At 68.6% G+C, this 22,445-nt stretch carries 2 protein-coding genes; both read left to right on the top strand.

Annotated features, from left to right (window positions below):
* Positions 1 to 258 precede the first annotated feature (258 nt).
* Positions 259 to 21,270 carry a non-ribosomal peptide synthase/polyketide synthase gene (locus O6P37_RS14660; RefSeq protein WP_456299328.1) on the top strand — a complete coding sequence of 7,004 codons (21,012 nt, stop codon included), beginning with the start codon at positions 259 to 261 and terminating at the stop codon, positions 21,268 to 21,270.
* 11 nt (positions 21,271 to 21,281) lie between these two features.
* On the top strand, positions 21,282 to 22,445 hold a 1,164-nt coding region (locus O6P37_RS14655; protein ID WP_269894774.1), incomplete at its 3' end, for an AMP-binding protein.

The following is a 22,445-nucleotide window of genomic DNA, read 5'->3' as shown; positions in this document are numbered from 1 at the left end:
GTGGCGTGCCCCTGACCTTGATGGGCCACATCGAGCAACGCTATCTGCCCGTGATCGCTCACGTAGGAGTTCACCGGCAGGTGAACCACGGCAAAGCCGGGCGCACTGCGGCCCGGGCCACGTGAGCCGGGATCGGCTCGAGATCCGGCCAGGACGCCCACGCGGGGCGATCGGTGGCGGATCGGGTTCGGCGTGTGACACCGGCAGGGGGTTGAGAGGTTGATACCGATCGGGGAATCGGGTGGGGGCGCCCTACCGTTGACGCGCGGACAACTCGATATCTGGCTCGCGCAGGAGACCGGTGATGTCGGCACTGCGTGGCAGCTGGGCATGTTCGTGCACATCGCGGGAGCGGTGGATCGCGACGCGCTCGAGTGGGCGGTTCAGCGCGTGGTGCGCGAAGTCGAGTCGGCCAGGGCTGCCTTCAGGGAGGTGGACGGTCAGGTCGTCCAGTACGTCGTCGACGACCCGGACATCGAACTGGCGTTTCATGATCTGACCGGCTCGCTCGACGGGTGGGGCGATGTCCACCGGATCGCCGAGTCGATTCAGCGCACGCCGATGCCGCTGTCGGGGCCGTTGCTCAAGTTCGCCCTGTTCCAAACGCACAGCGACGAATTCCATCTGTTCGCGTGCTGCCACCACCTGAACATGGACGGATTCGCGCTCGGATTGGCTGGGCAGCGAATTGCATCGGTCTACTCTGCTGTCGTCTCGGGGTCGCCGGTCCCTCCCGCACTGTTCGGCGCATTGCAGGATGTCGTCGATTGCGAAGCCGAATACGAGGCGTCCGAGGATTTCCTCGAGGACGAGGCCTGGTGGACGAACAATTTGCCGGCCGCCGCCGAGTTCCCCCATTCGTCGCCGTCAAGTGACGATACCCAGGCGCGATACGAACATTCGCGTCCCGTGCGACTGGATCCTTCGCTCCGTCACCAGGTGGACGCGCTGTCGGAGGCCTGGGCCATGCCCCGGTCGTCGATCCTCACAGCGGCGTGCGCTCTCGTGCTGCGAGGACGCAGCGGTGAGTCATCGACCGTCGTCCTCGACTTCCCGGTCACCAGACGCGTCAGCCCGCAGTCGAAGACCCTTCCAGGGATGTTCGCAGGCGTCGTGCCGCTGGTGGTCGAGGTCTCACCAGCAGCATCCATCGCCGAATTCTGCCGGGGTGTGGACGCCCGGGTGCGGGAAGTCGTGAAGCACCAGCGCTATCCGGCGGACGCGCTGGAGCGCCGAGGCCGCCTGCCCGGGGCGGCACAGACAGCAGGCAGGGTGGGAGTCAACTTCCTGCCGTCCGCCTACTCGTTGTCCTTCGGCGGCGCCGCGGCGACCGCGTCGTACACCAACGCCGGACCGGTGGGCGGCTTCGGGTGGATCTTCTCGACGGCCGGCGATGACCTCTTCATCAGTACGGCGGGTGCGGCGCAGTCGTTCTCGGGCTTCGACGTCGCGGACATCGCGAGACTGCTGGAAAAGATGCTGACGGTGATGACCGCCGATCCGAGGCAGCGACTGGCCGTGATCGACGTCCTCGAAGCGGGCGAGCAGGAGCGGCTCGACGTCTGGGGCAATCGGGCCGCGCTGGCAGATTCCGCCTCTTCGAGTGCGTCCATCCCGGCGTTGTTCGCGTCGCAGGTGGCTCGGACCCCTGATTCGGTGGCGCTGACGTTCGAAGGTCGCAACCTGACCTATCGAGAGCTGGATGAGGCGTCGAACCGGTTGGCGCATCTGCTGTCCGGCCAGGGTGCCGGGCCCGGTGAATCGGTTGCGCTGCTGTTCCCCCGGTCGGCTGACGCCATCGTGGCGATCATGGCGGTACTCAAGACCGGGGCGGCATACGTGCCGATCGATCCGAGTCATCCGGATGCACGGGTGGAGTTCGTGCTCGGCGACAGTGCACCGGTCGCGGCGGTCACCACCGGGGAATGGGCGGGGCGGCTGGAAGGCCACGGTGTGGTCCTCGTCGACGCGCACGACCCCCGGCTCGCCGCGCAGCCGGATACGGCGTTGCCGGCGCCGGCGGCTGACGACGTGGCGTACCTGATCTACACCTCGGGGACGACGGGACGACCGAAGGGTGTCGCGGTCACTCACGGAAACGTCGCTTCGTTGATGGCGTCGGTGAACGCGGACCTGCCGCGTACCGGGGTGTGGACCCAGTGGCATTCCTATGCTTTCGACGTTTCCGTGTGGGACATCTGGGGTCCGCTGCTCGCCGGGGGACGGCTGCTCGTGGTCTCGGAGGCCGTGGCGGCATCACCGGAGGAGTTTCACGCGCTGTTGGTCGCGGAGCGCGTCGACGTGATGAGCCAGACGCCGTCCGCCGTCGGGATGCTCTCACCCGACGGCCTGGAGTCGGTGGCGCTGGTGGTCGACGGCGAGGCATGCCCCGCCGACGTGATGGATCGGTGGGCCCCGGGCCGGGTGATGGTGAACGCGTACGGTCCAACCGAGGCCACGATTTTCGCGTCGATCAGCCGCCCGCTGCAGCCGGGCGCAGGTGTGGTGCCGATCGGTGAGCCGGTGCCGGAGGCATCGTTGTTCGTGCTGGACGGATGGTTGCGTCCGGTGCCCGCGGGTGTGATGGGTGAGCTGTACGTGGCGGGCGCGGGGGTGGCGGCTGGTTACGTCGGCCGGTCGGGGTTGAGCGCGTCACGGTTCGTGGCGTGCCCGTTCGGCGGACCCGGGATGAGGATGTACCGCACCGGCGACCTGGTGTCATGGTGCGCCGACGGCCAGTTGGAGTACTTCGGCCGAGCCGATGAGCAGGTCAAGATCCGTGGCTACCGCATCGAACTGGGCGAGGTCCAAGCCGCGTTGGCGGCCCTGGACGGAGTCGAGCAGGCGGTGGTGATCGCCCGTGAGGACCGCCCGGGTGACAAGCGGCTCGTCGGCTATGTCACGGGCACCGTCGATCCCGGCCCGGCACGGGTCGCCCTGGCCGAACGGTTGCCGTCCTACATGGTTCCCGCGGCCGTGGTGTTGCTCGACGTGTTACCGGTGACGGTGAACGGCAAGCTGGATCGTCGTGCGCTCCCCGCGCCGGAATACCAGGGCGTCGACGGGTACCGCGCTCCGTCGACGGCGGTCGAGGAGATCCTGGCCGCACTCTTCGCCGAGGTGCTGGGGGTTGACCGGGTCGGCGTCGACGACTCGTTCTTCGAGCTGGGCGGCGACAGCATCCTGTCGATGCAGGTGGTGTCCCGTGCCCGGGCGGCGGGTCTGGTGTGTCGTCCTCGAGATGTCGTGGTCGAGCAGACGGTGGCCCGGTTGGCCCAGGTCGTGCGGGCTGCAGACGGTCCCGGGATGGTCGACGACGGTGTGGGCCCGGTGTCGGTGACCCCGATCATGGCCTGGCTGAACGAGATCGACGGGCCGGTGAGCCAGTTCAACCAGACGACGGTGCTGCAGGCGCCGAACGGCGTCGACGAGGCCGACGTCCCGGTCGTGTTGCAGGCCCTGCTCGACCGGCATGCGATGTTGCGGCTGCGTGTCGACGACGACGGCGCAGGCAACCGGTCGTTCGTGGCGCAGGCGCCGGGCGCGGTGACCGCTGCGCAGTGCCTGGTCAGCGCGGAGAGACTGACCGACGACGTCGTCTCGGCGGCGCAGTCACGGTTGGACCCGTTCGCGGGGGCGATGGTCGCAGCGGTGTGGGCGAGATCCACCGCTCAACTGTTGTTGAGTGTCCACCACCTCGCCGTCGACGGGGTGTCGTGGCGAATCCTGGTCGAGGACATCAACATCGCGTGGGCTCATCATCTTGCGGGTCTGCCGATCGAGCTGCCGCCCGGCGGCACGTCGTTCGCCAGGTGGTCGACCGTGCTGGCCGATCACGCAGTGTCGGAGGCGGTCGCCGGGGTTGCTGATCGATGGCGGCAGGTGTTGGCGGTACCGGAGGTGCTGGCGGCGCCGGACTCCGGGCGTGACACCTACGCCACGGCGGGGCGGTTGTCGGTGGAGTTGGACACCGAGACCACGCGGATGTTGCTGGGCGAGGTCCCCGCGGCGTATCACGCCGGGGTGCAGGACATCCTGCTGGCTGCCTACGGTGTGGCATGTGCGGAGTTCCTGGATGCCGGTGCCGCGCCGGTCGGCATCGAGGTGGAGGGCCACGGTCGCGCCGAGGAGATCGCCGACGGTGTGGATCTGTCGCGAACGGTCGGGTGGTTCACCGCGAAGTACCCGGTGGCGTTGTCCGGCGGGTTGCCCTGGCCCGAGGTGGTCGCCGGCGAACCGGCGTTGGACGGTGTGGTCAAGCAGGCCAAGGAGCACCTGCGGGCGCTGCCTGACGGAGTCACCTACGGACTGCTTCGCCATGTGAATCCGGAAATCGAACTCGACGGCCCCGAGCCCGTGATCGGATTCAACTATCTCGGCCGGCTCGGTGCGGGCGAGCTGTCGGAGGAGTTGTGGCGCCTCGACGCCGACGCCGTGTCTGTGACCGCTGCGGCGACGGGGGTCACGACCCCGTTGATGTACTCGCTCGGTCTGGACGCCGCGACTGTCGACTCCCCTGCGGGGCCGCGTCTGCGGGCCCAGTGGACTTGGGCGACAACAGTACTCGACGACGTCGAAGTCGAGCGGTTGAGCCGGCTCTGGTTCGAGGCGCTGACGGGGATCTGCGGGTTGGTACGCCGTGGCGAAGGTGGCGGATTGACGCCGTCGGACGTCCTCCCGGCTCGGGTCCGCCAGGCCGACCTCGATCGGCTCGTCGAGAACTCCGATGTGGCCGATGTGCTGCCGTTGAGTCCGTTGCAGCAGGGGTTGCTGTTCCACGCCGATGCGATGGGCGCCGACGACGATCACCTCTACGCGTTGCAACTCGATCTCACGCTGGACGGTGGGGTGGATCCTTCCCGGTTGCGTGATGCGGTGTCCACCGTCGCGCGGCGTCACCCGCACCTGGCGGCACGCTTCTCTCAGCGATTCGACGAGCCGCTGCAGATCATCCCGACTCATCCGGAGATCGGCTGGCGAGAGGCCGCATTCGGCTCCGAAGAACAGATGCGGCAACTGTGTGCCGCCGAGCGCGCCGCGGTGGGTTCGCTCGAGCACGGCCCCGTGCTGCGGGCGGCTCTGGTCGAACTCGCCTCCGACCGACACCGTTTCGTGCTGACGGCCCATCACATCGTGATCGACGGATGGTCGCTGCCGTTGCTGCTGCAGGAGATCTTCGCCGGCTACTACGGGCAGCAGTTGCCGGCCGCTCCGCCGTATCGCCGGTTCTTGTCCTGGCTCGCGGAGCGCGATCTGAGCGCTGCCCGTGCGGCGTGGGAGCAGGTGCTCGCAGGTGTCGATGCCCCGACGATGGTCGGTCGGACCGGCACGGCCGGCTCGGGACCGCGCGGCATCGCATCGGCGGAGCTGTCCGAGCCGATCACCCAGGCGCTCGGCGAGGTGGCGCGCGCACACCGGACGACGGTGAACATCGTCCTGCAAGCGGCATGGGCAGTGCTGCTGAACTCGCTGACGGGCCGGCGTGACGTTCTGTTCGGGACCACCGTGTCGGGGCGTCCCGATGAGGTCACCGGTGCGGATTCGATGATCGGCCTGCTGATCAACACCGTCCCGGTGCGGGCGCGCTGCACCACGACGACCACCGTCGCCGGGTTGTTGAATCAGCTCCAGGACAACCACATTCACACCCTCGAACACCAGCACCTGGCGCTTGGGGAGATCCACCGTCTCGCGGGCCAGGAGCAGCTGTTCGACACGCTGTTCGTCTATGAGAACTATCCGTTGGACGCGGGCTTCGCGCCGGGCGCCGATGGGCTGGCCGTCACCGATGTCGTGAGCCGCGAGTTCAACCACTATCCACTCGCGATGCAGGCAATTCCCGGTGCGCGGATGCGGTTGCGCATCGAGTACGACACCGATGTCTTCAGTGCCGGCGACGTCGACGGGTTGATCGCGAGATGCGACCGGGTGTTGGCGGCGATCACCGCCGATCCGGGTATCCGGGTGTCGTCGATCGATGTGCTCGACACGGTCGAGCACGCCCGTCTCGACGGCTGGTCGAATCGGGCGGTGCTGTCGCGGCCGGTGACCGCGTCGGTGTCGATTCCGGGACTGTTCGCCGAGCAAGTGGTGCGGCGCCCAGGAGCGGTGGCCCTGACGTTCGAGGGTCGCAGCCTGACGTATCGCGAGCTGGACCAGGCGTCGAACCGGTTGGCGCACGCACTGGTCGGGCACGGTGCAGGACCGGGTGAACTGGTGGCGATGCTGCTGCCGCGCTCGGCCGATGCGGTGGTGGCGATTCTGGCGGTGCTCAAGTCGGGGGCGGCGTACCTACCGATCGACCCGGCTCATCCCGACGCGCGGATCGAATTCGTGTTGGCCGACGCGGCGCCGATCGCGGTGGTCACCAGCGCCGAACTCACGACACGGTTGGGTGGCAGCCACATGGTGGTCGTCGATGTCGACGACCCGGCGATCGAGGATCACCCCGCCACGGCCCTGGCTCTCCCGGCGTCGGATGACATCGCATACATCATCTACACCTCGGGAACCACGGGCGTTCCCAAAGGCGTTGCGGTGCCACACCGCAACGTGATCGAGCTATTGGCTTCCCTCGATACCGACCTGGAACTGGTCGGCCAGGTCTGGACGCTGGCGCATTCGTTGGCGTTCGACTATTCGGTGTGGGAGACATGGGGGGCCCTGCTGCGCGGCGGGCGGCTGGTCGTGTTGCCAGATTGGGTGACCCGGTCCCCCGAGGATCTGTATGCGGCGCTGGTCGAGGAGCAGGTGACCGTCTTCTCCCAGACACCTGCGGCGTTCTACGCGCTCCAGGCTGTCGACACAATGGAACCCGGACGCGCTGAGCAGCTGAAGCTGCAGACGGTGATATTCGGTGGCGAAGCGCTCGAGCCGCATCGACTTGCGCGGTGGTTCGCCGATCATCCAGGGCTGCCACGGATGATCAACATGTACGGGATCACCGAGACCACCGTGCATGCCTCGTTCCGGGAGATCGTCGCCGACGACGCCGAGAGCACGGGCAGTCCGATCGGGGTGCCGCTGAACCATCTGGCGTTCTTCGTGCTGGACGAGTGGCTGCGGCCACTGCAAGCGGGTGCGGTCGGCGAGTTGTATGTGGCCGGTTCCGGACAGGCGATCGGGTACGTGGGCCGCGGTGGGCTCACGGCTTCACGATTCGTGGCGTGCCCGTTCGGCATGGCCGGTAATGCCGCCGGAACGAGGATGTACCGCACCGGCGATGTGGTGACCTGGAGTGCGGACGGGCAGTTGCAGTACCTGGGCCGGGCCGATGAGCAGGTCAAGATCCGAGGTCATCGGATCGAGCTGGGCGAGATCCGCGCCGCACTGGCGGCCGTGGACGGGGTGGATGCCGCGGCGGTGATCGCCCGTGAGGATCAGCCGGGTGCCAGGCGCCTCGTCGCATACGCCACCGGGTCAGTCGATTCTGGGACCGCTCGTGCGGCGCTCGCGCAGCGGTTGCCCGACTACATGGTGCCGACCGCAGTCGTGATGCTCGATACGTTGCCGTTGACGGTCAACGGCAAGCTGGACATGCGGGCGCTGCCGGCGCCGCAGTATCAGCCAGGAGACGACTACCGGACTCCGACGACAGCGGACGAGACGACGGTGGCGGCGATCTATGCCGAGGTCCTCGGCCTCGAGCGGGTCGGGGCGGACGACTCGTTCTTCGAGTTGGGCGGCGACTCGCTGTCGGCGATGCGGGTGATCTCGGCGATCAACCGGTCCTTCGACGCCGGGTTGACGGTGCGGGTGTTGTTCGAGGCGCCGACGGTGGCGCAACTGGCGGCGCGGCTCGACGGCGGATCACCGTCGGACGGATTCGACCCGCTGGTCCCTGTCGACCGGCCGGCGTCGGTGCCGTTGTCGTTCGCGCAGAACCGGATGTGGTTCATCGACCAGTTGCAGGGCGCGTCGTCGATGTACAACATGCCGATCGCCTTGCGGCTGAACGGATCTCTGGATGCAGAGGCGCTGCGCGCCGCCCTGGATGACGTGGTGGCACGCCACGAGCCGTTGCGTACGGTGATCTCTGCCGTCGACGGGGTGCCGTATCAGGACGTGCTGGCGGTCGAGCGTGCCGTCGTGACCTGGCAGACGGTGGACGCGGCGGGCTGGTCCTCGAGCGAGGTGGACGCCGCCGTGCAGGCCGCGGCGGGACACGCGTTCGACCTCGCTGGCGAGATTCCGCTGCGCGCAACGCTTCTGCGGGTGTCCGAGCTCGAGCACATCTTGGTCGGAGTGGTGCATCACATCGCCGCCGACGGCGCGTCGATCACGCCGTTCGTGACCGATCTGGGCCGAGCGTATGCCGCGCGAAGTGCCAACCGTGCCCCGGACTGGGTTCCGTTGCCCGTGCAGTACGTCGACTACACCCTCTGGCAACGTGAGCAACTGGGGGATCTGGCCGATGTCGACAGCCGGATCGCGAGGCAGTTGGCGTACTGGCAGGATGCCCTCGCAGAGCTGCCCGAACGCCTGCAGCTGCCGACCGACCGGCCCTACCCGGCGGTGGCCGATCAGCGCGGTGCCACGGTCGGTTTCGCGTGGTCGGCCGATCTCCAACAGCGGCTGCACGAGGTCGCCGCCGATCATGAGGCGACCGGGTTCATGGTGGTGCAGGCCGCGCTGTCCATGCTGCTCGGCACGCTGTCGGCGAGTTCGGATGTGGCGGTAGGGTTCCCGATCGCGGGCCGGAACGATCCGGCACTCGACGACCTGATCGGGTTCTTCGTCAACACATTGGTGCTGCGAACGGATCTGGCCGGTGATCCGACGGTGAGCGAGCTGTTCGGCAGGGTGCGCGCCGGCAGCCTCGCAGCGTTCGAGCACCAGGACGTGCCGTTCGAGGTGCTGGTGGAACGGCTCAACCCAGCCAGAAGTCGCGCACATCATCCGCTGGTGCAGGTGATGTTGGCTTGGCAGAACGGTTTCGGGCTGGGTGGCGATGACACGGCGGGGCTGGCACTGGGTGATCTGCAGGTCACCCGGATGCCGATCGACACACACACGGCGCGCATGGATCTGACGTTCTCGATCACTGAACGCTTCACCGACGCCGGCACACCCGCCGGTATCGCAGGAGAGGTCGAGTTCCGCTCCGACGTCTTCGACCCGACCACCATCGACACCCTCATCGACCGTCTCGAGCGGGTGCTGGCGGCGATGACCGCCGACCCGGCGAGGCGGCTGTCGACAATCGACGTGCTCGACGCCGACGAGCACTCCCGGCTCGACCGGTGGACCAACCGAGCCGTGTTGACCCGGGAATCGTCTGCGCCGAAATCGATTCCGGCAGTCTTCGGCGCCCAGGTGGTCGCCACGCCGACGGCCGTGGCGATCAGCTTCGCCGGCCGCGCAATGACGTACCGCGAGCTAGATGAGGCCTCGAACCGGATGGCGCACTTCCTGTCCAGCCAGGGCGCGGGCCCGGACCGGCGGGTTGCGTTGCTGCTCAATCGGTCCGCGGAGGCGATCGTCGCGATGTTGGCGGTGCTGAAGTCGGGTTCGGCGTACGTGCCGATCGATCCGGCGGTACCGGACGCGCGTGTCGCGTTCGTGCTGAGGGACGCTGCGCCCGTCGCGGCCATCACCAGCAGCGAGATGATCGAACGCCTGAATGGACATGGCGTGACGGTCGTCGACGTCGACGACCCGGCCGTGCTCGGTCACCCGCGAACCGCCGTGGCCGAGCCGGCGCCCGACGACATCGCCTACGTCATCTACACCTCGGGCACCACTGGTGTGCCCAAGGGCGTCGCGGTCACGCACGCCAACGTCACCCGACTGCTGAGTTCACTGGAGGACGGCCTGCCGACCCAGGCGTGGGCGCAGTGTCATTCGTACGCCTTCGACGCCTCGGTTGAGGAGATCTGGGGCGTTCTGCTCCATGGTGGCCGGCTGGTGGTGGTGCCTGACCAGGTGGTCCGGTCGCCCGAGGACTTCCGCAACGTCCTGATCGGCGAACAGGTCAGCATCGTCACCCAGACACCCTCGGCGTTGACGATGATGTCGCCCGCTGGGCTCGACCGACTGGCGTTGGTGATGGCAGGCGAAGCGTGCCCGCCCGACGTCGTGGACCGCTGGGCGCCGGGGCACCTCGTGGTCAACGCCTACGGACCGACGGAGACCACGATCTGTGCGTCGAGGACGGCGCCGTTGCTGCCGGGAACTGGTGCGCCGCCGATAGGTTCGCCGGTACCGACTGCGGCGCTGTTCGTGCTCGACGCATGGCTGCGGCCGGTGCCTGCCGGGGTGGTGGGCGAACTCTACGTCGCCGGTCACGGCGTCGCCGTCGGGTACGTCGGCCGGTCGGACTTGACGGCGTCGCGGTTCGTGGCGTGCCCGTTCGGAGGAGCGGGGGATGCGCCCGGGCTGAGGATGTACCGCACCGGCGACCTGGTGGCCTGGCGTGCCGACGGGCAGTTGGAGTACTTCGGGCGGGCCGACGAGCAGGTCAAGCTCCGTGGCTACCGGATCGAACTGGGTGAGATCCAGGCGGCGCTGGTTTCGGTGGACGGAGTGCAGCGGGCGGCGGTGATCGTCCGGGAGGACCGTCCGGGCGACAGGCGCCTTGTGGGTTATGTCACCGGGTCCGTGGATCCGGGCCGCGCGCGGGCGGTGTTGGCGCAGCGGTTGCCGGAGTACATGGTGCCGACCGCGATCGTGGTGCTCGACGAGTTGCCGGTGACGGTGAACGGCAAGTTGGACAGGCGGGCGCTGCCGGCGCCGGACTACCAGAACGCCGATGACTACCGGGCGCCGTCCACGGCTGTCGAGGAGATTCTCGCCGCGATCTTCGCCGAGGTCCTCGGCGTGGAACGGATCGGGGTCGATGACGGGTTCTTCGAGCTCGGCGGGGACTCGCTGTCGGCGATGCGGGCGATCGCCGCGATCAACAAGGCGCTGGACGCCGATCTGCCGGTGCGGGTGTTGTTCGAGGCACCGACGGTGCGGCAGTTGGCGTCTTGCGCCAGTGCGGGTTCGAGCGGATTGGCGCCGCTGGTCGCCGGTGAGCGTCCCACCGTGGTGCCGCTGTCCTTCGCGCAGAACCGGCTGTGGTTCCTCGACCAGCTGCACGGTCCGTCCCCGGTCTACAACATGGCGATGACGCTGCGGTTGAGGGGCCGCCTGGACGTCGAGGCGCTGCGCACGGCGCTGGCCGACGTGGTGGGCCGTCACGAGAGCCTACGGACGCTGTTCGTCACGGTCGACGGGGTTCCGCGGCAGGTGGTCGTGGACGCCGGGCACGCCGAAGTCGAATGGCAGGTCGTCGACGCCGAAGGGTGGCCGGCGCAGCGTCTGGACGAAGCGGTCGAGCGGGCGGCGAGGCACGCGTTCGACCTGTCGGCCGAGATCCCGCTGCGGACGACACTTCTTCGCGTCTCCGACGACGAGCACGTGCTCGCGGGTGTGGTCCACCACATCGCCGCGGACGGCACGTCCCTGGCTCCCCTGGTGAGTGATCTCGGCGCGGCCTACGCCGCGCGGAGTGCGGGGCGGCCCCCGGCATGGGCGCCGTTGCCCGTGCAGTACGTGGATTACACGTTGTGGCAGCGTGCGCAGTTCGGTGAGATGAGCGACGCCGATTCCAGGATCGGTGGGCAGCTGGCCTACTGGATGGACGAATTGGCGGGTCTGCCCGAGAGGTTGGTGCTGCCGACGGATCGGCCGTACCCGGCCGTGGCGGATCAGCGTGGCGCACAGGTGAAGGTGGCGTGGTCGGCGGATCTGCAGCGGCAGGTACGGGCGACCGCGGCCTCCCACGGTGCGACGGGATTCATGGTGGTGCAGGCCGCGTTGGCCGTGCTGTTGGGTAGGGTGAGCGCGAGTTCGGATGTGGCGGTTGGTTTCCCGATCGCCGGCCGCAACGATCCCGCACTCGACGACCTGGTGGGGTTCTTCGTCAACACGCTGGTGCTGCGGGTCGACCTCGCCGGCGACCCCACGGTCGCGGAGCTGCTGGCTCAGGTGCGCCGACGCAGCCTGGCCGCCTACGAGCACCAGGACGTGCCGTTCGAGGTGTTGGTCGAGCGGCTGAACCCCGCCCGGTCGCTGGCTCATCACCCGGTGATCCAGGTGATGCTGGCCTGGCAGAACTTCGCCGGGCCTGAACTCGACTCCGGCGGTGGGTTCCCCATGGGTGACGTGTGGGCCACCGAGGTGCCGACCGACACGCAGACCTCGCGGATGGATCTCGCGGTCTCGATCGGCGAACGGTTCGACGAGGACGGCGAACCGGCCGGTATCTCCGGGGTGGTGGAGTACCGCACCGACGTGTTCGACGCCCCGACGATCGAGGCGTTGGCCGGGCGGCTGGAGCGCGTGCTCGACGCGCTGACGATCGACCACGCACGCCCGCTGTCGTCGATCGACGTGCTGGTCGGTGGCGAGCGGCTCTGGCTCGACGCGGTCGGCAATCGCGCGATCCTGGCTGAGCAGGCATCGACGGGGATCTCTGTGCCGAACCTCTTCGCCGAGCAAGTGGCGGGGAGCCCTGAAGCCGTGGCCGTCAGCTTCGAAGGCGCCTCGTTGACCTACCGCGAACTGGACGATGCGTCGAATCGGCTGGCGCATCTGTTGATCGGTCGCGGTGCCGGGCCGGGCGAGCGGGTCGCGCTGCTGCTCAACCGTTCCGCCCGGGCGGTCGTGGCGATCCTGGCGGTGCTCAAGACCGGGGCGGCATACGTGGCGGTCGACCCGTCGGCTCCGGATGCGCGCGTCGATTTCGTGCTCTCCGATGCCGCCCCGACCGCGGTGGTCACCGACGCGCACCATGCGGCGCGGCTGGACGGCCATGCGGTGACGGTCATCGATGTCGACGACGAGCTGGTCGATGGTCATCCCGCATCGGCGGTGCCGATGCCTGCGGTCGACGACATCGCCTATCTGATCTACACGTCCGGGACGACCGGTGTGCCGAAAGGTGTTGCGGTCACTCATCGCAACGTGACGCAGTTGCTCGGATCACTGAATGCGGGCCTGCCGCGTGCCGGGGTGTGGGCACTGTGTCATTCGCTGGCGTTCGACGTCTCGGTGTGGGAGATCTTCGGAGCCCTGCTGCGCGGCGGGCGAGTGGTCGTGGTTCCCGAAGCGGTCGCGGGTTCCCCGCGTGAATTCCACGACGTGCTGGTCGGCGCAGGGGTCGATGTGCTGACCCAGACCCCGTCGGCAGTGGGGATGCTGTCGGAAAAGGGCCTGGAGGCGGCGGCGCTGGTGGTGGTCGGTGAGGCCTGCCCGGCCGAAGTGGTGGATCGGTGGGCCACGCCGGGCCGGGTGATGATCAACGCCTACGGTCCGACCGAGACCACGATGTGCGTGGCGATCAGCGAGCCGTTGGTGCCGGGGGCGCGGGTGCCGATCGGGTCGCCGGTGGCGGGTGCGGCGTTGTTCGTGCTCGACGAGTGGCTGCGGCCGGTGCCCGCGGGTGTGGTGGGCGAGTTGTACGTCGCGGGTCACGGGGTGGCCGACGGTTACGTGGGCCGGTCGTCGTTGACGGCGTCGCGGTTCGTGGCGTGCCCGTTCGGCACGGCGGAGGCGTCCCCCGGTACGAGGATGTATCGCACCGGGGACGTGGTGCGCTGGGGTGCCGATGGGCAACTCGACTATCTGGGCCGGGCCGACGAGCAGGTCAAGATCCGTGGCTACCGGATCGAGTTGGGTGAGATCCAGGCTGCCCTGGCCGCTGTTCACGGCGTTGCGCAGGCGGCGGTGGTCGCCCGTGAGGACCGCCCCGGCGACAAGCGCCTCGTCGGTTACGTCACCGGCACCGCGGACCCGGCCGATGCCCGGGCCGCGCTGGCCGAGCGATTGCCGGAGTACATGGTGCCGACCGCCGTCGTGGTGCTCGATGCGTTGCCGTTGACGTCGAACAACAAGTTGGACGTCAAGGCGTTGCCGGCGCCCGAGTACGGGCGGCGTGACGGGTATCGGGCTCCTTCCACGGCGGTGGAGGAGATCTTGGTCGGGATCTACGCCGAGGTGCTGGGTGTGGAGCGGGTCGGGGTCGACGATTCGTTCTTCGAGCTGGGTGGGGATTCGATCCTGTCGATGCAGGTGGTGTCGCGGGCGCGTGCCGCGGGGTTGACGTGCCGGCCGAAGGACGTGTTCACCGAACAGACCGTGGCCCGGCTGGCGCGGGTGGTCGAGGTGGCCGCCGTCGAGGTCGCCGACGATTCCGGCGTGGGGCCGGTGGCGGTCACGCCGATCATGCGGTGGTTGCAGAGTGTCGACGGTCCGACGGGCCAGTTCAACCAGACGATGGTGGTGGCGACGCCGGCGGAGGTCGGTGAGGCCGATGTCGTCACGGTGTTGCAGGCGTTGGTCGACCGGCATGCCACGTTGCGGTTGCGGGTGGAGGACGACGGTGTCGGCGGATGGGCTATGCGGGTGCCCGAACCCGGAACGGTGGACGCCGCGGCGTGCGTGTCGTCGGTGGAGGTGTTGACCGAGGATGCGGTGATCGAGGCGCGAGCACGGTTGAACCCGGCTGCGGGGGTGATGCTTTCGGCGGTCTGGGCGTCCGGTGCGGGCGAATTGGCCCTGGTGGTGCACCACCTGGCTGTCGACGGGGTGTCGTGGCGGATCCTGCTGGAAGACGTGAACATCGCGTGGGCCCAGCTCCGTAGCGGGCAGCCGATCGAGTTGCCGGCGACGGGGACCTCGTTCGCGCGGTGGTCGCGGCTGCTGGAACAGCACGCCGTCTCCGATGCGGTCACCGCGACTGCCCGGGCGTGGCACGAAGTGGCTACGGCGCCCGCGGTCTTGCCGGCGCCGCGCCCGGAGCGCGACACCTACGCCTCGGCGGGGCAGCGGTCGCTCGAATTGGACGTCGAGACCACCCAGGCGTTGCTGGGGGTGGTGCCGGCGGCATTCCATGCCGGGGTGCAGGACATCCTGCTGATCGCGTTCGGGCTGGCCTGTGCGGAGTTCCTCGGCACCGCTGACATGCCCGTCGGCATCGACGTGGAAGGTCACGGCCGCGACGAGGATCTGGCGACTGGAGTGGATCTGTCGCGCACGGTCGGCTGGTTCACCACCAAATACCCCGTCGCACTGGCCGGCGCCCGGATCGACTGGACGCTGGTTGCTTCCGGGCAGGCCGAGCTGGGGCGGCTGGTCAAGGCCGCCAAGGAGCAGCTGCGCGCACTGCCCGACGGCGTGACGTACGGACTGCTGCGCTACCTCAACGCCGACGTGCAGGTCGGCGGCGCCGACCCGGTGATCGGGTTCAACTACCTGGGTCGCCTCGGCGGCACGGGCGGATTGTCCGAGGACGTGTGGCGGCCACACACCGCCACCTCACTGCCCGCCGCGGCAGCGGCGGTGCCGATGCCGCTGGCGCACACCGTCGAACTCAACGCCGTCACCCTCGACAGCGATGACGGCCCGCGGTTGCAGGCGACCTGGACGTGGGCTACCTCGGCGCTGCAGGACGCCCACATCGAGCGGTTGAGCCGACTGTGGTTCGAGGCGCTGGCAGGAATCTGTGCCGTGGTTGCAAACGGCGGAGGTGGGCTGACCCCATCGGACATCGCCCCGGCCAGGCTGACTCAGGACCAGCTCGACGAGCTGCAGAACCAGTACCGCGTCGCCGACGTGCTTCCCCTGACCCCACTGCAGCGAGGACTTCTCTTCCACACCGGCAGCGCCGATGTCTATGCGCTGCAACTCGGATTCACCGTCGCGGGTCCGCTGGATCCGCATCGGTTGGCGACGGCGGTGCAGTCGGTGGTGAGCCGCCACCCGCACCTGGTGGCGAGATTCAGCGAACGCTTCGACGAACCCGTGCAGATCATCCCGGCCGACCCGGTCGCCGGTTGGCGCTACGTCGAGTACCACGACGGCCTCCCCATCGACGACCTGATGGAGCGGGAGTCCGCCGCGGAGCGGGCCGCGGTGTCCGCTCTGGAGGACGCGCCGGCATTTCGGGTGGCGGTGATCCGCAGTGCAGCCGACACGCACCGCGTGCTGCTGACCAGCCATCACATCGTGTTGGACGGCTGGTCCCTGCCCATCCTGCTGCAGGAGATCTTCGCCGGCTACTTCGGGCAGCAACTGCCTCCCGCGGTGCCCTACCGCCGGTTCGTGTCGTGGCTGGCGGGTCGCGACCTCGACCAGGCCCGCACCGTATGGGCCGACGAGCTCGCCGGGTTCGACACCCCCACCCTGGTCGCCGCCCCGGACCGACGGGAACTGGGACCGCGTCGCGCTGTGTCGGTCAACGTGCCCGCGCCGGTCACCGGTGCAGTGACCGAGCTGGCGCGCTCGCAGGCCACCACAGTCAGCACCGTCTTGCAGGCAGCATGGGCGATGCTGATCGGCTCTCTCGCCGGCCGGCAGGACGTGGCGTTCGGCGCGGTGGTCTCGGGCAGGCCTGATGACGTCGCAGGGGCCGACTCGATGATCGGCTTGTTGATCAACACGGTGCCGGTGCGCGCCAGACTCACCCCGGCGACGACCGTCGCGGAACTGCTCGCCCAACTGCAGCAGTTCCACAACGCGACCCTCGAATACGAACACCTGGCGCTGCCGGACATCCACCGCAGCGCCGGCCACGATCAGCTGTTCGACACGCTCTTCGTCTACGAGAACTACCCGACCGACACTGCCGCGGCGATGGAGGCCGAGGGTCTGACGATCGGTGACGCCGAGACCCGGGAGTTCAACCATTACCCGTTGGCGATGCAGGCTCGACCGGGCACCGAGCTCGACATCCGGTGCGAACACGACACCGATGTCTTCGACGCAGGGACCGTCGATGCGCTGCTGCGACGGCTGCAGCGGGTGCTGGTGGCCATGGCCGCCGACCCGTCGAGGCGGCTGTCGACGCTCGATCTCCTCGACGCCGACGAGCGCGCCCACGTGGACGAATGGGCCAACCGGGCGTCGCTGACCCGGACTGCCCCGTCGGGTGCGTCGATTCCGGCGTTGTTCATGGCGCAGGTCGCCGAGACACCGTCGGCGGTGGCGGTGACGTTCGAGGGTCGTTCGTTGACGTATCGCGAACTGGACGAGGCGTCGAATCGTCTGGCACATGTGCTGACCGGGCACGGCGCGGGTCCGGGTACGTCGGTGGCGCTCCTGATGCACCGTTGCGCGGATGCGATCGTCGCCATCGCCGCAGTGCTCAAGACCGGGGCGGCCTACGTGCCGATGGATCCCGGACATCCCGACGACCGGATCGCGTTCGTGATCGCCGACTGCGTGCCGGTCGCGGCGGTCACCACCGCGGCGTTGGCGGGACGGTTGGAAGGCCACGATCTGGCCGTCGTCGACGTCCACGACCCGCGCGTCGACGCACAGCCGAGTACCGCATTGGCGCCACCGGCCGCCGATGATGTGGCGTACCTGATCTACACCTCGGGGACCACCGGCAGGCCCAAGGGAGTGGCGGTCACCCACCGCAATGTCGCTCAGCTGTTGGAGTCGGTGAGCGCGGATCTGCCGCGTACCGGCGTCTGGACGCAATGGCACTCCTATGCGTTCGACGTCTCGGTGTGGGACATCTGGGCTCCGTTGCTCGGTGGCGGACGACTGCTCGTTGTCTCGGAGGACGTGGCGGCCTCACCGGAGGAGTTCCACGCCCTGCTGGTTCGTGAGCGGGTCACGGTGTTGAGCCAGACCCCCTCGGCGGTGGGGATGCTCTCGCCGGAGGGCCTGGAGTCGATGGCGCTGGTTGTGGCCGGCGAGGCGTGCCCAGCTGACGTGGTCGACCGGTGGGCGCCGGGTCGGGTGATGATCAACGCGTACGGCCCGACCGAGGCCACCGTGTACGCCTCGATGAGCAAGCCGCTGATCGCCGGCACGGCAGCGCCGATCGGTGAGCCGGTGCCGGGGGCGGCCCTGTTCGTGCTGGACGGGATGTTGCGGCCGGTACCTGCCGGGATCGTCGGGGAGTTGTACGTGGCTGGGCGTGGCGTGGCCGTGGGATACGCCGGCCGGCCCGAATTGACGGGGTCGCGATTCGTGGCGTGCCCGTACGGGGCGCCGGGCGGGCGCATGTACCGCACGGGGGATCTGGTGTCGTGGGGTGCCGACGGGCAGTTGCAGTACCTGGGACGTGCCGATGAGCAGGTCAAGGTTCGTGGGTACCGGATCGAGCTGGGGGAGATTCAAACTGCGCTGGCCGGGGTGATCGGCGTGGCGCAGGCGGCGGTGGTACTTCGTGAGGACCGTCCGGGTGACCGGCGGCTGGTCGGGTATGTGACCGAGTCGGCGAGCGGGGCGGTGGACCCGGTCGAGGTGCGCCGGTTGTTGGGTGAGCGGTTGCCCGCCTACATGGTGCCGACTGCGGTGGTCGTTCTGGATGCGCTTCCGGTGACGGTGAACGGCAAGCTCGACCGACGGGCACTGCCTGCTCCGGAGTACCTGGACGGCGACGCGTACCGGGCGCCCGCCTCGGCCGTCGAGGAGGTACTCGCCGGGATCTTCGCCGAGGTGCTGGGTGTGGAGCGGGTCGGTGTCGATGACGGCTTCTTCGAGCTGGGTGGCGACTCGATCCTGTCGATGCAGGTGGTGTCGCGGGCCCGGGCGGCGGGGTTGACGTGCCGGCCCAAGGACGTGTTCATCGAGCAGACGGTGGCACGGTTGGCTCGGGTGGTTAAGGCCGCCGAGAGTGTGGCGGCCGGCGACGACGGTGTGGGGCCGGTGGCGGCCACGCCGATCATGCGGTGGTTGCAGGACGTCGACGGTCCGACGGATCAGTTCAGTCAGACGATGGTGGTGCAGACCCCGGCCGGGGTTCGCGAGCCCGATGTGGTGGCGATGCTGCAGGCGCTGCTGGATGGTCATGCGATGTTGCGGTTGCGGGTGGAGGATGACGGCGCCGGGGGGTGGGCCCTGCGGGTGCCCGAACCCGGGACGGTGGATGCCGCGGCATGCGTGTCGTCGGTGGAGGTCTTGACCGGAGAGGCGGTCGCGGCGGGACAGGCGCGGCTGGACCCGGCGGCGGGGATGATGCTGTCCGCGGTCTGGGCGGCGGCCACAGGCCAGTTGGTGATGATCATCCATCACCTGGCTGTCGACGGGGTCTCATGGCGGATCCTGCTGGAGGACCTGAACATTGCATGGGCACAGCACCGCAGTGGGCAGCCGATCACGTTGCCCGCGGAAGCGACGTCCTTTGCGCGGTGGTCACAACTACTCGCCGGGCAAGCGCACGCCGAGAAGACGCTGACCGACGCCGCCGCCTGGCGCCGCGTGACGTCGACCCCGGCAGTGTTGCCCGCGGCGCGGCCGGAGATCGACACCTACGCCACTGCCGGGCACCTGACGGAGTCGCTGGACGCCGAGATCACCCGGTTGGTGCTGGGGGAGGTCCCGGCGGCATTCCATGCCGGTGTGCAGGACATCTTGTTGATCGCGTTCGGGTTGGCGCTGGCGGAGTTCGCCGGCACTGCGGACGCGCCGGTCGGTGTCGCCGTGGAGGGGCACGGACGGCACGAGGAGTTGGCCGAGGGATTGGACCTATCGCGCACGGTGGGCTGGTTCACCACGAAGTACCCGGTGTCGTTGTCGAGCGCGCTGTCGTGGCCGGAGGTGGTCGCCGGCGAGGCGGCGCTCGGCTCGGCGATCAAGAGCGCCAAGGAGCAGCTGCGCGCCCTACCCGACGGCCTGACCTACGGTCTGCTGCGTCACCTCGTCGGTGACGCCGAGGTGGCCGGCACCGATCCGGTGATCGGGTTCAACTATCTGGGCCGGCTGGGCGGTGGCGCCGACTTGTCCGACGAGCTGTGGCGGCCGAGCGACGACGAGTCGGTCGACCTCGATGCGGCGGCGATACCGATGCCTCTGCCCCACACCGTCGAACTCAACGCGGTCACCGTCGACACCGAGTCCGGGCCGCGGTTGCGGGCGAGCTGGACATGGGCGACATCGGTGCTCGACGGTCCGCAGGTCGAGCGGCTGAGCGCGTTGTGGTTCGAGGCGCTGGCCGGGATCTGCGCACACGTGCGCCACGGTGGGGGTGGGCTGACCCCCTCGGACGTCGCGCCCGCCCGGCTGAGCCAGCACAACCTCGACACGCTCGCCCAGCAGCACCAGATCGCCGACGTGCTGCCACTCACGGCGCTGCAACAGGGGCTGCTCTTCCACACGGATTCCGCGGAGTCGAACGAGGAGCTGTACGCGACGCAGCTCGACTTCACCGTGGCCGGCCCGCTGAACCCCGACCGGCTGCTGAAGGCGGTACGCGCGGTCGCCGAGCGCCACCCGCACCTGGTGGCGCGGTTCTGTGCACAGTTCGACGAGCCGGTGCAGGTCATCCCCGCCGACCCGGTGGTGGGATGGCAGTACGCGGAACTCGACGACGAAGCCCGGCTCGAGCGACTGTGTGCTGCCGAGCGGACGGCGGTGTGTGACCTGGAGGCCTCGCCGCCGTTCCGGGTGGCACTGATCCGCACCGCCGATGACACCCATCGCTGCGTGTTGACGTTCCATCACATCGTGATCGACGGCTGGTCGATGCCGATCCTGCTGCGGGACATCTTCGCCGCCTACTACGGCCACAGGTTGCCCGCGGCGGTGCCCTATCGGCGGTTCGTGTCCTGGCTGGCCGATCGCGACCTCGACGCGGCGCGGGCCGCCTGGGCTGAGGCGTTGGCCGGGTTGGACGCACCGACCCTGGTCGCCGGGACACGCCGGACACGACTTGGGCGGCGTGGCATCGCCTCGATGAAGGTCTCGGAGGAGACCACCACGGCGTTGGCGGAGCTGGCGCGGAGCCAGCAGACCACAGTCGCGACGGTGTTGCAGGGGGCATGGGCGCTGCTGCTGACCTCACTGACCGGTCGTCACGATGTGGTGTTCGGCGCCACGGTCTCGGGCCGCCCGGCCGAACTCGCCGGGGCTGATTCGATGGTGGGCCTGTTCATCAACACCATCCCGGTGCGAGCAACTTTCGACGCTTCGACCACCGTGGTCGATTTGCTCGCTCAGCTGAACATGTCCTCGCGGGCCACCTTCGACCACCAGCACCTGGCGTTGCCCGAGATCCACCGGGTCACCGGCCACGACCAGTTGTTCGACACGCTGTTCGTCTACGAGAACTACCCGGTCGACACCACGGCTCCGCTGGGCCCCGACGGGTTGACCATCGTCGATTTCAGCAACCGTGAGTCCAATGACTACCCACTGACCATGCAAGCGATTCCGGGCTCCCAGTTGAGCATTCGATTCGAATACGACACCGACGTGTTCGACAATGCCAAGGTCGAGGTGCTCCTCGAGCGACTACAAATGGTGTTTGGATCGATGACCGCCGACTGATGGAGGACTGAGTGACCGCCGAAGCTTCGCGGCCCTTGCTTTCGACTGATTTCCTCACCGAGGACGAGCATTCGGAACTGGAGGAGTGGGGCAATCGGGAGGCGCTGAGCGGTTCGGTCAGAGCGTCGGTCTCCATTCCCGGGTTGTTCGCCGAGCAGGTGGTGCGGTCTCCGGGTGCGGTGGCGGTGACGTTCGAGGGTCGTTCGTGGACCTACGGCGAGCTGGATGAGGCGTCGAACCGGTTGGCGCACCTGCTGGCTGATCAGGGGGCCGGCCCGGGCGAGCTCGTGGCAGTGCTGTCCTCGCGGTCCGCTGTGGCAGTGGTGGCCATCCTGGCCGTGCTCAAGACAGGCGCGGCGTACCTCCCGATCGATGCGGCTCATCCTGACGCCCGCATCGGCTTCGTCCTCGGTGATGCGCGTCCGGTGGTCGCGGTGACCACTGCCGCGCAGCGCCCGAGGCTGGCCGAATTCGGGCTGCCCATCGTCGACGTCGAGGATCCTCGCATCGCTGATCAGCCCGCCACCCCTCTCACGCCGCCGGACCCCGAAGACGTCGCCTACGTGATCTACACCTCGGGCACCACAGGTCGTCCGAAGGGCGTTGCGATCCCGCACGCCAACGTCATCGACCTGCTGGACGTGCTGGGAGCCGTCGTCGACGGGCCGGGCCAGGTGTGGACGCAGTGTCATTCGTTGGCGTTCGACTATTCGGTGTGGGAGTTGTGGGGTGCGCTGCTCCGTGGTGGGCGGCTGGTGGTGGTGCCCGAATCGGTCACCGCCTCACCGGAGGACCTGCATGCCCTGCTGGTCGCCGAGCAGGTGACCGTGTTGAGCCAGACGCCGACGGCGTTCCTCGGGCTGCAGACAGTCGATGCCCGCCAGCAGGCGGCCAGCCGGCAGCTCGCGCTGAAGACGGTGATCTTCGGCGGAGAAGCCCTTGAGCCCCAAAGCATTCGGACCTGGCTCGACAGCCATCATGACTCGCCCCGGATGATCAACATGTACGGCATCACCGAGACCACGGTGCACGCCTCGTTCCGCGAGATCTCCCGTGCCGATGCAGAACGCAACGTGAGCCCGATCGGGTCGCCACTGGACCATCTCGCATTCTTCGTGCTGGATGGGTTGTTGCGTCCGGTGTCGGTGGGTGTGGTGGGGGAGTTGTATGTGGCG

This window comes from Mycobacterium hippophais, from assembly GCF_027529605.1.
Lineage (GTDB): Bacteria > Actinomycetota > Actinomycetes > Mycobacteriales > Mycobacteriaceae > Mycobacterium > Mycobacterium arseniciresistens.
This window is presented reverse-complemented; position numbering and strand designations above follow the sequence as displayed.